The sequence below is a fragment of the Amycolatopsis sp. NPDC000009 genome (assembly GCF_055563465.1).
Window position 1 is genome coordinate 88,276 of the sequence record NZ_JBVHDI010000003.1, and the last position, 13,453, is coordinate 101,728.

The window sequence follows — 13,453 nt, forward strand, 5'->3', positions numbered from 1 at the left end:
CGCTCCCCCGCCGCAAAGGAAGACAGCGTGCCCCACTACGACCTGGTGATCGTCGGTACCGGATCGGGCAACTCGATCCTCGACCCGCGCTTCGCGGACTGGAACACGGCGATCGTGGAGAAGGGCACGTTCGGTGGGACCTGCCTGAACGTGGGCTGCATCCCGACGAAGATGTTCGTGCACGCCGCCAACGTGGCGGCCACCCCAGCCACGTCGGCGAAGTTCGGCGTCGACGAGGAGCTGACCGGGGTCCGCTGGCGCGACGTACGCGACCGGATCTTCGGCCGGATCGACCCGATCGCCGCCGGCGGCCGTGAATACCGCGTCCAGCACGAGGACAACAAGAACGTCACCGTGTACGAGGCCGAAGGCCGCTTCACCGGGCACAAGGAACTGCAGGTCAGCTACTCCGACGGGCGCCCATCGGAAACGATCACCGCCGACAAGTTCGTGCTCGCCGCCGGCGGTCGCCCGGTGCTCCCGGACATCCCGGGCCTCGCCGAAACCGGCTACCACACCTCCGACACGGTGATGCGGCTCGACGAGCTGCCGTCGAGCATCGTGATCCTGGGCGGCGGGTACATCGCGGCCGAGTTCGCGCACGTCTTCGCCTCGTTCGGGGTGACCGTGACCGTGGTCAACCGGTCCGGCGCGCTGCTGCGCTCCGAGGACGACGACGTCAGCGCCCGGTTCACGGAACTGGCCACGCAGCGGTTCGACGTCCGGCTCGACCGGAAGACCGTCCGCGCGCGCAAGACCGCGTCGGGCGTCGCTTTGGACCTCGAAGGCCCGGAAGGCGCCGAGACCGTCGAGGCCGACGTGCTGCTGGTCGCCACCGGCCGCAAGCCGAACTCCGACCTCCTCGACGTCGCCGCCACCGGGGTGACCACTGGTGAGCGTGGGCACGTCGTGGTCGACGAGTACCAGCAGACCGTGGTCGACGGGATCTACGCGCTCGGCGACCTCTCGTCGGTCTTCGAGCTGAAGCACGTCGCGAACCACGAGCAGCGCGTCGTGCAGCACAATCTGCTGCACCCGGACGAGCGGATCGAGGCCGACCACCGGTTCGTCCCGCACGCGGTGTTCACCTCGCCGCAGGTCGCCTCGGTCGGGCTGACCGAACGCGAGGCGCGCGAGCGCGGCGTCTCGTACGTGACGTCGCACCAGGACTACGCGGGCATCGCCTACGGCTGGGCGATGGAGGACACCACGGGCTTCGCGAAGCTGCTCGCCGACCCGGCCACCGGGCAGCTGCTGGGCGCGCACATCATCGGCCCGCAGGCGTCTTCGGTGATCCAGCCGCTGATCCAGGCGATGAGCTTCGGTCTCGACGCGAAGAGCATGGCGCGCGGGCAGTACTGGATCCACCCGGCGATGCCGGAACTCGTGGAGAACGCGCTGCTGAACCTGCCCCTGGACTGACCCCCGCCCGCATTTAGTCCTCTGAATGCGTTTTTCGGACGCACGCCAAGTCCGAGGACGGCGCATTTAGAGGACTGAATGCGGTCGGTCAGACGACGCGGGCGCAGGCGCGGGCCCCGTTCCGCGCCGCGAGCGCGCTCACCGCGTTCCTCTCGACGTCCGAGGCGCCCATCAAGACGGCCGAGCGGGCCCCCTCCCCGGAGAACCGCTCGCCCGCCTCGACGTACCGGCGGATCGCCGCCAGGAACTCCTCCCGCGCGGATGCCGCCCCTCCTGGCACCGCACGGACCCCTGTCGCCCCCTTGAGGACGTCCTTGGCGTCGTCCACCCGCGTCGCGACGTAGTGCTGCCACTTGCGCAGCTCCGTCGCGGCGTCCCCCTTCGGATCCGGCCAGTAGCGCTCGATCTCCGCGCCGCTGTCCTTCCACACCCGTACGCACACCCGGTCGACGGCGCGGTAGAACTCGTGCGGCGAGAGCACCGCCGGGGCTCGCTCCGGCACCACGGCGACGCACACCGCGGCGAAACACGCCAGAGCCGAGCCGTACGCCAGTCCCTCCACCACGCCGACCCCCAGGACCGAGTTTTTGAACAGGTTCAACTCGATCAGGCTATGGCTCCGCCCCCTGTGGGGTCAAGATGTTTTTTGAACGCGTTCAGACGAAGCGGCGGCGGCCGGCCAAGGCGCCGAAGGTCATCTGCGCGGCGAAGACGGCGAGCATCATGATCCAGGGAACGGTCCAGCCGTGGGTGAGATCGTGAAGCAGCCCGAAGAGGAACGGTCCGACGGCGGCCATCAGGTAGCCGATGCCCTGCGCCATCCCCGACAGCCGCGCGGTGTCCTCGCCGGTGCGCGCCCGCAGCGCGATCACCGTCAGCGCGAGCGAGAAGACGCTCATCCCGAGCCCGATGAGGAGGCACCAGAGCAGCGGCGAGGCGGCGGGCGCGATCATCATGCCTGCCATGCCGACGAAACCGGGAACACCCAGCCCGACGATCCACGGGCTCTGGCTCTTGTGCCGCGCGGCCATCGGCGCCACCACGAGACTGATCGGGACGGCGATGAGCGAGATCAGCCCGAGCAGCAGGCCGGAATCACCCTTGCTCACCCCCGCGTCGATCATCACCTCCGGCAGCCAGCCCATCACGACGTAGGCCAAAAAGGCCTGAGTTCCGAAGAAAAGCGTGACCATCCACGCAAGCGGGCTACGCAGGAGCGATCGCCCGCTACCCTGCTTGCCTGCCTCGGCAACGGACGCACGCCCCGTACCGCGGGCTGCGAGAATCCAGACGAGGAGTGCGAGCACCGCCAGTACCGACCAGGCGCCGAGACCTTGGCGCCAGCCGCCGAACGCGTTCTCCAAGGGAGGGGTGAGCGCGGACCCCAGGGCGCCCCCGCCCTGCAGAGCGGCGGTGTAAACGCCGGTCATCATGCCGACACGTGCCGGGAAGGAGTCTTTGATGACGACCGGGATCAGTACGTTCGCCAGTGCGATTCCCGCCGTGGCCACCAGGGTTCCCCCGAGCACGACGTACGGTCCGTCGAGCACGCGCAACACCAGGCCGACGGCCAGTACCGAAAGCGCGGAGGCGATGGCCGCGCCGATGCCGAACCGGCGGGCCAGCAGGGGCGCGGCGAGACCGGCGGCGGCGAAACAGAGGCCGGGCAGCGTGGTGAGCACGCCGGCCCAGGTCGCCGTGGCGCCGAGGTCGTCACGCATCTCGCCGAGCATGGGCCCGACACTGGTGATGGCGGGGCGCAGGTTGAGCGCCACCAGGATCACCGCGACACCGAGCAGAACGCCGCCGGTGACCACCCCCGGCCGCCACTCCGTTTCGATCGAGCCTTCGAGTTCAAGGCTTTCATCGAACGGGGCCACGGATTCTCGAGAGTCGACACGCACGTCGGCTAGTATCACATACATAGGATGATTGGATGAAGGGACAACGCTGTGCCATTGGCCACCACGCGCCGTGCCGGCCTGGTCGATCAGGTCATCGAGCAGCTGCGTGACGCCGTCACGCAGGGAGAATGGCCCATCGGTCAGCGGATTCCGACCGAACCGGAGCTGGCAGGGCAGCTCGGCGTCGGGCGCAACACCGTCCGCGAGGCCGTGCGCGCGCTCGCGCACACGGGGCTGCTCGAGGTCCGGCAGGGCGACGGGACCTACGTGCGGGCGACGAGCGAAGTCTCGGGCGCGATCCGGCGGTTGTGCGGTTCGGAGCTGCGCGAGGTGCTGCAGGTGCGGCGCATCCTCGAGGTCGAAGGCGCCCGGCTCGCGGCCGCGTCGCGGACCGACGAGGAGGTCGCCGAGCTCAAGGCACTGCTCGAACGCCGCAACGCCGAGCTGCGCGAGGGCCATTGGGAGGATTTCGCCCGCCTCGACGCGGAATTCCATTTCGCCGTCGTCCAAAGTGGACATAACACCCTGCTGACCGAGATGTACCGCGGGCTCACCGAGGTGATCACGGCCAGCGTGGCCGCGACGTCGAACGTGACGCCGGGGGGCGAGTACCTGCCGGAGATAGGGCATGAAGGCCTCGCCGAGGCCATCGCCGACCAGGATGCCGACCGGGCCGCCACCGAGGCATGCGGTTTCCTGGACGAGCTCCTGGCCAGGGTGGAGCAGGACGACGCCTGACCGACACAGGCTCGTGAGTGGTAAGGACGGCTAGAACCGTCCTTACCACTCACGAGGTGTCTACGGCAGGGTGAGGATTTCGGCGCCGTCCTCGGTCACCACGAGGGTGTGCTCGAACTGCGCCGTCCACTTCTTGTCCTTGGTAGTGACGGTCCAGTCGTCGGCCCAGATGTCGTAGTCGATGGTGCCGAGGGTGATCATCGGTTCGATCGTGAAGGTCATCCCCTGCTCGATCACCGTGTCGACCGACGGCTCCTCGTAGTGCAGCACGGTCGGCGCGGTGTGGAACGCCGGACCGACGCCGTGTCCGGTGAAGTCACGCACCACGCCGTAGCCGAACCGCTTCGCGTACGCCTCGATGACGCGGCCGATCACGTTGAGCTGCCTGCCGGGGCGGACGGCCTTGATGGCGCGCATGGTCGCCTCGCGCGTGCGCTCGACCAGCAGCCGCGCCTCCTCGGAGACGTCACCCGCCAGGAAGGTCGCGTTGGTGTCGCCGTGGACGCCGCCGATGAACGCGGTGACGTCGATGTTGCAGATGTCGCCGTCCTCGATCACCGTCGAGTCCGGGATGCCGTGGCAGATCACCTCGTTCAGCGAGGTGCAGCACGACTTCGGGAACGCGCGGTAGCCCAGCGTCGACGGGTATGCGTGGTTGTCCAGCAGGAACTCGTGGATCACCTTGTCGATGTCGTCGGTGGTCGCACCGGGCTTGACGGCCTTGCCGCCCTCCTCGAGCGCCTGCGCCGCGATCCGGCCCGCGACCCGCATCGCCTCGATGACCTCGGGCGTGCGGACGCCGTTGCCCGTGTCGCGTTTCGGCGCCGGCCGGTCGACGTATTCGGGACGGGCGATGCTGGCGGGGACGACTCGCCTCGGCGTCTGGACGCCGGGCTTCAAGGGGGAGCGAACGGACATGGGCCCAGCCTACGACCTGACGGCTAGCCGAGCCCCGTCAGGAAGCGCTGGGCGGCCTCGACCGCGGGCCTGGACGTTCCCGCGTCGGTCGTCAACACCGCGAAGGCCAGGTCGCCGGTGTAGCCGACGAACCAGCCGTGCGAATGCGTGCCGTCGCCGAACTGGGCCGTCCCGGTCTTGCCCCGGACGTCCGGCAACGGTTTGAGCAGCGTCGCCGTGCCGTCGGTGACGACCTCGCGCATCATCCCGCGCAGCGCGTCGAGCACCTCCGGCTTGATCGGTTTGCCGAGCCCGGACGACGTCGTGGCCATCCCGCGCACCAGCGTCGGCACCGGGACCTTCCCGGACTGGACCGTCGCGGTGGCGACCGCCAGCCCGAACGGGCTGGTCACGACGGTCCCCTGCCCGAACCCGTTCTCCGCCCGCTGCGCGACGGTGTTCGCCGGCGGGACCGAACCGGTGATCGTGGTCAGGCCGGGGATCACGAAGTCGGCGCCGACGCCGAGGTCGCGCGCGGCGTCGGTCAGCGCGGCGGGCGGCAGGTCGGTCGCGAGTTTCGCGAACGTCGTGTTGCAGGATCTGGCGAACGCCGTGGACAACGGGACGACGCCGAGCGCGAACTTGCCCTCGTTCGGCACCGTCCGGTTTTCGAAGGTGGCCGTGCCGGGGCAGTCGACGGGACTGTCCGCCCGCACCGAACCCGCGGTCAGCCCCGCGACCGCGGTGGCCATCTTGAAGGTGGAGCCTGGCGGGAACCGGCCGGTGAGCGAGATCGCGCCCTGCGTGTCGGCCGGGGCGTTCTGCGCCACCGCCAGCAGCTCGCCGGTCGACGGCTGGATCGCGACCAGCGCGGAGGCGGTCGGGACCGGGGCGAGCGCCCGCTCCGCCGAACCCTGCGCCTTCACGCTGAGCGTGCTGACGACGGCGGGCGCGGGCTTGGGTTTCTCCGAGTGCAGGTCGGTGATCTCGCCGCCGCCCGTGTCGAGGGTGACGACGCGCCAGCCCGCCGAGCCCTCCACCTGGTCCTCGACGAGCGACCGGACCGCGGGCAGTACCTGCTTGCCGAAGTTCTTGTCGTCGGCCAGCAGCCTTTCCTGCTGGCTGAACCGGACGCCGGGCAGGTCGTAGATCTCGGGCTTCACCTCTTGATAGCTGTTCGCCCGCAGGCTCACCACCGGATAGCCGGAGCCGGGCTTGAGCGTCTTCACCCCGTCGCGGATCGACTGGCCGGTCACCGACGCCTCGAACCGGTTGAGCGCCGCGCCGAGTTTGTCGGTGACGGCCACCAGATCGCCCGCCTTGGCCGGGTCGAGCACCACGCTGACGACCGTCTGCGGGCGCAGCAACGGCATCCCGTCGCGGTCCAGCACCGGCGCGAGATCCGGCGGATCGGCCTTCAGCGCGATGCTCTGCTGCGCGGCGAGCTGCGGATGGAGCGCCGTCGGCAACCATCGCACCTTCCAGCCGTCCTGCGTGGAATGGACCTGCGCGTCGGCCTTGTACGTCCAGGTCCGGCCGCGCGGCAGCTTCCAGGTGAGCTGGTAGGTCGCCGTCCCGTTGTCCGCCCCGGACGAATGCCGGACCTGCTTGTCCACGATGGTGATCGACTCGGGCGAGAGCGCTTTCCGAGCCATCTCCAGCGACCCGCGCGCGGCCTCGGGCGAATCGGTGAACGAGGCCGCGGCGGTGACGTCGCCGGACGAGAGGCCGCCGAGGAAGCCCGAGACGGCGTCTTCGGGGCCGGAATCGGCGAAGAGGCCGCACCCGGTGGCCGAAAGGCCCACCACCCCCGCGAGCACGACGACGGCGACACGACGACCTGCAGGCATGCTTCGAATCCTGCCAGTCCCGGCCCTTCCCGGCCGGACGCGACACGGTCTAGAACAGAACCGTCGCGTACTGCCCGACCTGCTGGAAGCCGATCTTCCGGTACGCGGCGAGCGCCGGGCCGTTGTAGGCGTTGACGTACAGGCTCGCCGTACGGCCCATCCCGCGGACGAGCCTGGTCACCACGGACGCCGTCCCGGCCGTGCCGACCCCGCCGCCGCGGCGTTCCGGATGCACCCAGACGCCCTGGATCTGGCCGACCGTCGAGGACATCGCGCCGATCTCCGCCTTGAAGACGACCTCGCCGTCCTCGAACCGCGCGAACGCCCGGCCGCCGGCGATCAGCTCCGCGACGCGGGCGCGATACCCGGCGCCACCGTCACCGTTGCGGGGGTCGACGCCGACCTCCTCGACGAACATGGCGATCGCGGCCGGGAGATACCGGTCGAGTTCCTCGGGGCGTACCGCGCGGACCAGCGGATCCGCGGCCACGGACGGGATCCCGTCGAGCGCCAGCAGTGGCTGGTCGTGCCGGACTTCGCGGGCGGGGCCCCATTCCGGCTCGAGTTCGGCCCAGAGCCCCAGAACCTGCTCGGCCGGGCCGACCAGTGACGAACAGGTGCGCTGACGGCGCAGGGCGCGGTCGGCGAAGGAACGCAGAGCGGAGGCGTTGCCGCGCAAAGGGATCAAGTTCGGCCCGGAGAAGCACAGCCCCTGGAGCCTGCCCGCGCGAACGGGACGGGAATCGGCGGCCCAGAGCTCACCACCGAGCCGCCAGGGGTCGAGACCCGCGGTCTCCACCCTGGCACTGACCATGCAGCTGCCGACCGGGTCTGTGGCGAGCGCGGCACGGACCGCGGGATAGTCCCGATCATCGAGCAGCCGTGCACCTGCAAGCCGCAACACCACTCCAGGGTGCCAGATGAGCGGCGTAAACGGAACGCAAGCTTCACGACACGCTGAGAGAACTTCGGCAGGTCGAGATCACCACGCCGGGAAACAATCCGGTCCCGGCGTGGTCCCGACCGGTCAGCCGACGGTGACGGTGGGCTCGCCCTCGCCGATCGTCTGGCCCGACTCCTCGGCGATGCGCATGGCCTCTTCGATCAGCGTCTCGACGATGGCGTGCTCGGGCACGGTCTTGATGACCTCGCCCTTCACGAAGATCTGGCCCTTGCCGTTGCCCGAGGCGACGCCGAGGTCGGCCTCGCGAGCCTCGCCGGGACCGTTGACGACGCAGCCCATGACCGCGACGCGCAGCGGGACCTCCATGCCCTCCAGGCCGGCGGTGACCTGCTCGGCGAGCGTGTAGACGTCCACCTGCGCGCGGCCACACGAAGGGCAGGACACGATCTCGAGCTTGCGCTCCTTGAGGTTCAGCGACTGCAGGATCTGGATCCCGACCTTGACCTCTTCCACCGGCGGCGCCGAGAGGGACACGCGGATGGTGTCGCCGATGCCCTGCCGCAGCAGCGCGCCGAAGGCCACAGCCGATTTGATGGTGCCCTGGAACGCCGGGCCCGCCTCGGTGACGCCGAGGTGCAGCGGATAGTCGCACTGCTCGGCGAGGATCTCGTACGCACGCACCATGACCACCGGGTCGTTGTGCTTCACCGAGATCTTCACGTCGTGGAAGTCGTGCTCGGCGAACAGCGACGCCTCCCACAGCGCCGACTCGGCCAGCGCCTCCGGGGTCGCCTTGCCGTACTTGTCCATGATCCGCTTGTCCAGCGAACCCGCGTTGACGCCGATCCGGATCGGGGTGCCGTGGTCCTTCGCGGCCCGCGCGATCTCCTTGACCTGGTCGTCGAACTTGCGGATGTTGCCCGGGTTCACCCGGACCGCCGCGCAGCCCGCCTCGATCGCGGCGAAGACGTACTTCGGCTGGAAGTGGATGTCGGCGATCACCGGGATCTGCGACTTCTTCGCGATCGCGGGCAGCGCCTCGGCGTCGTCCGCCGAAGGGCACGCGACGCGGACGATGTCACAGCCCGCAGCGGTCAGCTCGGCGATCTGCTGCAGGGTCGCGTTGACGTCGGAGGTGAGCGTGGTGGTCATCGACTGCACCGAGATCGGGTGCTCGCTGCCGACGCCGACCGGCCCGACCTGCAGCTGTCGGGTCTTGCGACGCTCGGAGAGGACGGGAGGAGGAAGCGCTGGCATACCAAGAGCGACAGTCACGCCCTCAAGCGTACCTACCCCGATCGGCGGACATCCACGACGTCAGCCGTCACGGTGAGCAGCATTACCTGGGCAGCGCAACGATGCTGACAGCGCGCTCTCCCGCCGTCCTCCCGCGTCACTGAAACAGCTTGACCGGGTTCACGATGTCGGCGGTGACGGTGAGCAGTGTCACCGCGCCGCCGATGAAGACGAGCACCATCGTCACCGCGGACAGCTTCGTGTAGTCGACCGGTCCGCCCGCCGCCTTCCCGCGCAGTTTGCGGAACCAGTCCCGCACCCGCTCGTACCAGACGACGGCGATGTGCCCGCCGTCGAGCGGGAGCAGCGGCAGCAGGTTGAACACGCCGATGAAGAAGTTCAGGCTCGCCAGCAGGAGCACGAAGATCTCCCACAGGCCGCGCTCGGCGGCCTCGCCACCGATCCGGCTGGCGCCGACCACGCTGACCGGGGTGTTCGGGTCGCGCTCGCCGCCGAAGATGGAATCCACCACCGCGGGGATCCGCGACGGGAACTCGATCAGCCGCTTGGCGGTCTCGGAGAACATCGTGCCGGTGAAGCTGACCGTCGCCCCGACCGCGTCGACCGGGCCGTAGGTCGCCACCAGCGTCTTCGGAACCGGCGAGGCTCCGATCATGCCGACGTCCTTGACCGTGGTCTTGTTCTCGCCGTCGGCGACCAGGCGCTGCACCCGCGGCACGTCGACGGTCAGGTTCAGCCGCTGCCCACCGCGTTCGACCACGAACGGCGTCGGACCACCGGCGACCTGGACGGCCGCGAGCACCTCGGTCCAGGTCGGCGTCGGCTTGCCGTCGACCGACACGATCTTGTCACCGGCCTGGATACCGGCGGTCTTCGCCGGGGTCGGCGCGTCCGCCGGACAGGTGGTGTCGTTGAGCTGCTCAAGGGTGGTGGCCGTCCGGGCGCAGGAGGTGGCGTTGATCACCGGCTGCGTCGGAGCGGCCTGCGCCTCCGGGTTCGGCAGGCCCATGGTGATGGCCATCAAGTAGAGGATGATGAACCCGAGGATGAAGTGCATCGCCGAACCCGCCGACATCACGACGGTGCGCTTCCAGGTCTTGAAGCGCCACATCGCGCGCTTCGACTCTTCCGGGGTCACCTCGTCGAGCGCGGTCATGCCCGCGATGTCGCAGAACCCGCCGAGCGGGATCCACTTCACGCCGTACTCGGTCTCGCCGCGGCGGAAGGAGAAGATCGTCGGCCCGAAGCCGATGAAGTAGCGCCGGACCTTCATGCCGAAGGCCTTGGCCGCCCACATGTGGCCGGCCTCGTGCAGCGCGACGGACAGGCAGATCCCCAGCGCGAACAGCACGATCCCGAGAATGAACCAGAGCACGCGCTACTTCCCCTTACCGATCAGCGCACCGGCACGTGCGCGAGCCCAGCGCTCGGCGGCTAGTACGTCATCAACGTCGCGAGGTTCACGACGCCATTCGTCGGCGGCTTCCACCACCTGGGCAATAGTGTCCACAATCGAGGTGAAGCCGGTGTTCTGTGCCAGGAAGGCGGCCACCAGCTCCTCGTTCGCCGCGTTGTAGACGGCCGGGATGCAGCCTCCGACGGTCCCGGCGTGCCGCGCCAGCTCGACGGCGGGGAACGCGTCGTAGTCCAGCGGCTCGAAGGTCCAGCTCGCGGGCTTGTCCCAGACGCACGCGGCCGCGGCGCCGGGCACGCGGTCCGGCCAGTGCAGCGCCAGCGCGATCGGCAGCCGCATGTCGGGCGGGCTGGCCTGGGCGATCGTGGAACCGTCCACGAAGGTCACCATCGAGTGGATGATCGACTGCGGGTGGACGACCACGTCGATGCGGTCGGTCTCGATGTCGAACAGGAGCTTCGCCTCGATCAGCTCCAGCCCCTTGTTGACCAGGGTGGACGAGTTGATCGTGATGAGCGGGCCCATCGACCAGGTCGGATGCGCCATCGCCTGCTCGACGGTGACGTCGGCGAGTTCCTCGCGCTTGCGCCCGCGGAACGGGCCACCCGAGGCGGTGAGCACCAGCCGGGCGACCTCGGACTCGCGGCCGGCGCGCAGGGCCTGCGCGATCGCGGAATGCTCGGAGTCGACCGGGACCAGCTGGCCGGGCTTGGCCGCGGCCAGCACGAGCGGCCCGCCCGCGATCAGCGACTCCTTGTTGGCCAGCGCGAGCGTGGCACCGGTGGCGAGCGCGCGCAGGGTCGGCGGGAGCCCCTGGGAGCCGGGGAGCGCGTTGAGCACGACGTCGACCGGGGTGGCGTCGATCATCTCGACGACCGCGTCGGCCCCGGCGAAGATGCGCGGGAGCTTGAAGTCGCCACGGTTGTAGCCGCGCTTCTGGGCCTCGGCGTACAGCGCGAGCTGCAGGTCTTCCACGGCCGTCGGCCTGCTGATCGCCACGGCGTCGACCTGGTGCGCCAGGGCCTGCGCGGCCAGCGCGGCGGGGTCGGACCCGCCCGCGGCGATCCCGGCGACCCGGAACAGCTCCGGGTTGCGGGCCGCGACGTCGAGGGCCTGGGCGCCGACCGATCCGGTCGAACCGAGCACGAGCACACTTCGCGAGGTAGTCATCGGGACTCATTGTCGCTTGGGGCCCGTCGGGCGCGTGCAGCCAGGTGTGGGATCATTCGCGGGCAAGCGAACCATCGGGTTTTGAGGAGTTGATCGTGGCGAGCAAAGCGGTCGAAAAGCGCGGCCGGGTGGGCGTCGACACCGTCGACCCCCGCGACGAGCCGTCGGCCGAGTGGGGCTGGCACGGTTCCTTCCCGAAGGCGACGCGGATCGCGGGCTGGCTGAGCGCGATCATCCTGCTGGTGATGCTGTACGGCAACCACCACGGCTGGACCGAGAACCTGTGGCTGATCGGCCTGTCGCTGACGCTGATGTTCGGCCTCGTGCTGGACATCCGCAAGCAGCGCACGGCCTGGCGCAAGTAGCTTCCGCACGGCTCAATGGCCCCTGTCCACCTTCGTGGGCAGGGGCCATTGGCCGTTTTGCGACCACAGCTCGTTGACGATCTTGACCGCGTCGCCCGCCTCGACCGCGTAGCGATGCCGGTACTTCGCCGCCGGCCGCTGGACGACCGCGGCGACCTCCCCGATGGCGACGTTGTTCCACGAATCGTTCGGGTAGAACTGCCGCATCACGGCGAGGAACCGGCCGGTCGCCCAGACCGGGTCGGTCCGCTGCTCGAAACTCCCCCAGCTCGCGCGCTGCTGGAAGAGCCCGACCGAGTCACCGAGGCCGCCGTCGAGGTTGGCGATGCTCGACTCGACGATCACCGTCGCGATCGCTATGGCCGCCGCGCGATCGTTGAGGCCGGATCTCTGGACCGTCTCGACGATCACTCTGGCGCACGAGGTGTTGTACGGGTTCATGTAGCCGCGCATCTTGGTGGCGAGCTGCTGGTTGAGTGTTTTGGCGGCGTCCCCGTCGTCGGTCGATGCGCCCGACTGGGCGCATGGCAGGGCGACGTGGTCGACCTGGTCGGGCCGGATCTCGGTCGGCGGGAGCAGGAGCAGGGAAAAGGCGAGGTACGCGGCGGTGAACATACGGCTCCGTTGGTCGTGAGTGGCGATTCGTGTTCTAACCCGATTCGCCACTCACGACCACCTGGACCGATGCCTCACCGCCATCCTCACCCGCCCGATGTACGTGAAGGCCTCCTTCACTACCCTCAGGGTAGGCAAGGAGGCCCTCACGGCTGGACCCGCAGCAGGTCCAGCGCGACCCACGTGAACGGCTACCCGACGACCATCCTTTTGGGTTAGGTTCCCCCTCATGAAGCTGCGCTGGGGTCTCACCGCTGTCGTTTCCGCTCTCGCCGCCGTCCTGCTGCCCGGCGTCGCCACCGCCGCGCCCGCCCCGGCGTCCCTGCCGATCGTGCGCTGCGAGTTCACGCCGACGCCGGAAAACCCCGCGGCCCGCCCGGTACTGCGCCCGCTCCCCTTCGCCTTCACGCGCGGCACCGTCGACGTCACCTTCCGCTTCAACTACGGCCCGGTGACCGTGCGCCTGAACCGCGCCGGCGCCGCGCCGTGCGCCGTCCACAACCTGGCGAGCCTGGCACTGCAGCGCTTCTACGACCACAGCCAGTGCTGGCGCCTGACGAACTCCTCACGTCTCGGCGTCCTGCAGTGCGGCGACATCTACGAAGCCGAGAAGGGCGGGCCGGGCTACAAGTTCCCGGACGAGGTCGACGGCACCGAGACCTACGAACGCGGCACCATCGCCATGGGCAACCAGGGCCCCGGCACGAACGGCAGCGAGTTCTTCATCGTGCACTCGTTCGCGAACATCCCGAAGAACTACTCGGTGATGGGCAAGGTCGTGCGGGGTATGGAGGTGCTGGACCGGATCGTGGCTGCCGGGATCATCCCGACGGATCCGAACGGCCCTGCCGACGGGCTGCCCGCGAAGCCGGTGAAGATCCAGATGGCGACCGTGGGTTTCTGACCCTTCAAGGGAA

The 13,453-nt window shown here is 69.4% G+C and carries 13 protein-coding genes; 4 read left to right on the plus strand and 9 right to left on the minus strand.

The window, feature by feature from the left end; genetic code table 11:
* Positions 1–27 precede the first annotated feature (27 nt).
* Positions 28–1,422, plus strand: coding sequence for a mycothione reductase (locus ACZ3HL_RS10260; protein ID WP_465530151.1), 1,395 nt, complete (start codon positions 28–30; stop codon positions 1,420–1,422).
* Positions 1,423–1,510: 88 nt separating this feature from the next.
* On the opposite strand, the gene ACZ3HL_RS10265 is transcribed toward ACZ3HL_RS10260, so the two are convergent.
* Together ACZ3HL_RS10265 and ACZ3HL_RS10270 are read right to left on the minus strand one after the other, a co-directional pair.
* The gene (locus tag ACZ3HL_RS10265) at positions 1,511–2,023 is read right to left on the minus strand and encodes a hypothetical protein (RefSeq protein ID WP_465530153.1); all 513 of its coding nucleotides are present in this window, start codon (positions 2,021–2,023) and stop codon (positions 1,511–1,513) included.
* 55 nt (positions 2,024–2,078) lie between these two features.
* Positions 2,079–3,326 carry a CynX/NimT family MFS transporter gene (locus ACZ3HL_RS10270; protein WP_465530155.1) on the minus strand — a complete coding sequence of 416 codons (1,248 nt, stop codon included), beginning with the start codon at positions 3,324–3,326 and terminating at the stop codon, positions 2,079–2,081.
* A gap of 48 nt (positions 3,327–3,374) precedes the next feature.
* Between ACZ3HL_RS10270 and ACZ3HL_RS10275 the strand changes: the two genes are divergently transcribed.
* The gene (locus ACZ3HL_RS10275) at positions 3,375–4,064 is read left to right on the plus strand and encodes a FadR/GntR family transcriptional regulator (RefSeq protein WP_465530157.1); all 690 of its coding nucleotides are present in this window, start codon (positions 3,375–3,377) and stop codon (positions 4,062–4,064) included.
* 60 nt (positions 4,065–4,124) lie between these two features.
* On the opposite strand, the gene map is transcribed toward ACZ3HL_RS10275, so the two are convergent.
* The 6 genes from map to dxr form a co-directional block, all read right to left on the minus strand.
* Positions 4,125–4,982, minus strand: a complete 858-nt coding sequence (gene map, locus ACZ3HL_RS10280) for a type I methionyl aminopeptidase (protein ID WP_400935199.1) — start codon at positions 4,980–4,982, stop codon at positions 4,125–4,127.
* Positions 4,983–5,005: 23 nt separating this feature from the next.
* Positions 5,006–6,811, minus strand: coding sequence for a penicillin-binding transpeptidase domain-containing protein (locus ACZ3HL_RS10285; RefSeq protein ID WP_465413331.1), 1,806 nt, complete (start codon positions 6,809–6,811; stop codon positions 5,006–5,008).
* A 49-nt stretch (positions 6,812–6,860) separates the two neighbouring features.
* Positions 6,861–7,715 (minus strand): GNAT family N-acetyltransferase, encoded by an 855-nt coding sequence (locus tag ACZ3HL_RS10290; protein WP_465413333.1) that lies wholly within the window; start codon positions 7,713–7,715, stop codon positions 6,861–6,863.
* Between the two features lie 123 nt (positions 7,716–7,838).
* The gene (ispG, locus tag ACZ3HL_RS10295; RefSeq protein ID WP_007032842.1) at positions 7,839–8,990 is read right to left on the minus strand and encodes a flavodoxin-dependent (E)-4-hydroxy-3-methylbut-2-enyl-diphosphate synthase; all 1,152 of its coding nucleotides are present in this window, start codon (positions 8,988–8,990) and stop codon (positions 7,839–7,841) included.
* Positions 8,991–9,108: 118 nt separating this feature from the next.
* A complete protein-coding gene (locus ACZ3HL_RS10300; RefSeq protein ID WP_465413336.1) occupies positions 9,109–10,347 on the minus strand; it encodes a M50 family metallopeptidase in 1,239 nt (412 codons plus the stop codon).
* Positions 10,348–10,350: 3 nt separating this feature from the next.
* Positions 10,351–11,556, minus strand: coding sequence for a 1-deoxy-D-xylulose-5-phosphate reductoisomerase (gene dxr / locus ACZ3HL_RS10305; protein WP_465530160.1), 1,206 nt, complete (start codon positions 11,554–11,556; stop codon positions 10,351–10,353).
* A 95-nt stretch (positions 11,557–11,651) separates the two neighbouring features.
* On the opposite strand from dxr, the gene ACZ3HL_RS10310 reads away from it, so the two are divergent.
* Complete coding sequence (locus ACZ3HL_RS10310) at positions 11,652–11,921, plus strand: DUF2631 domain-containing protein (RefSeq protein WP_026466804.1); 270 nt, start codon at positions 11,652–11,654, stop codon at positions 11,919–11,921.
* 12 nt (positions 11,922–11,933) lie between these two features.
* On the opposite strand, the gene ACZ3HL_RS10315 is transcribed toward ACZ3HL_RS10310, so the two are convergent.
* Positions 11,934–12,536 (minus strand): hypothetical protein, encoded by a 603-nt coding sequence (locus ACZ3HL_RS10315; protein WP_465530162.1) that lies wholly within the window; start codon positions 12,534–12,536, stop codon positions 11,934–11,936.
* A 229-nt stretch (positions 12,537–12,765) separates the two neighbouring features.
* Here ACZ3HL_RS10315 and ACZ3HL_RS10320 point away from each other — a divergent pair, with 229 nt between their 5' ends.
* Positions 12,766–13,440 carry a peptidylprolyl isomerase gene (locus ACZ3HL_RS10320; RefSeq protein ID WP_465530164.1) on the plus strand — a complete coding sequence of 225 codons (675 nt, stop codon included), beginning with the start codon at positions 12,766–12,768 and terminating at the stop codon, positions 13,438–13,440.
* Positions 13,441–13,453: the final 13 nt, after the last annotated feature.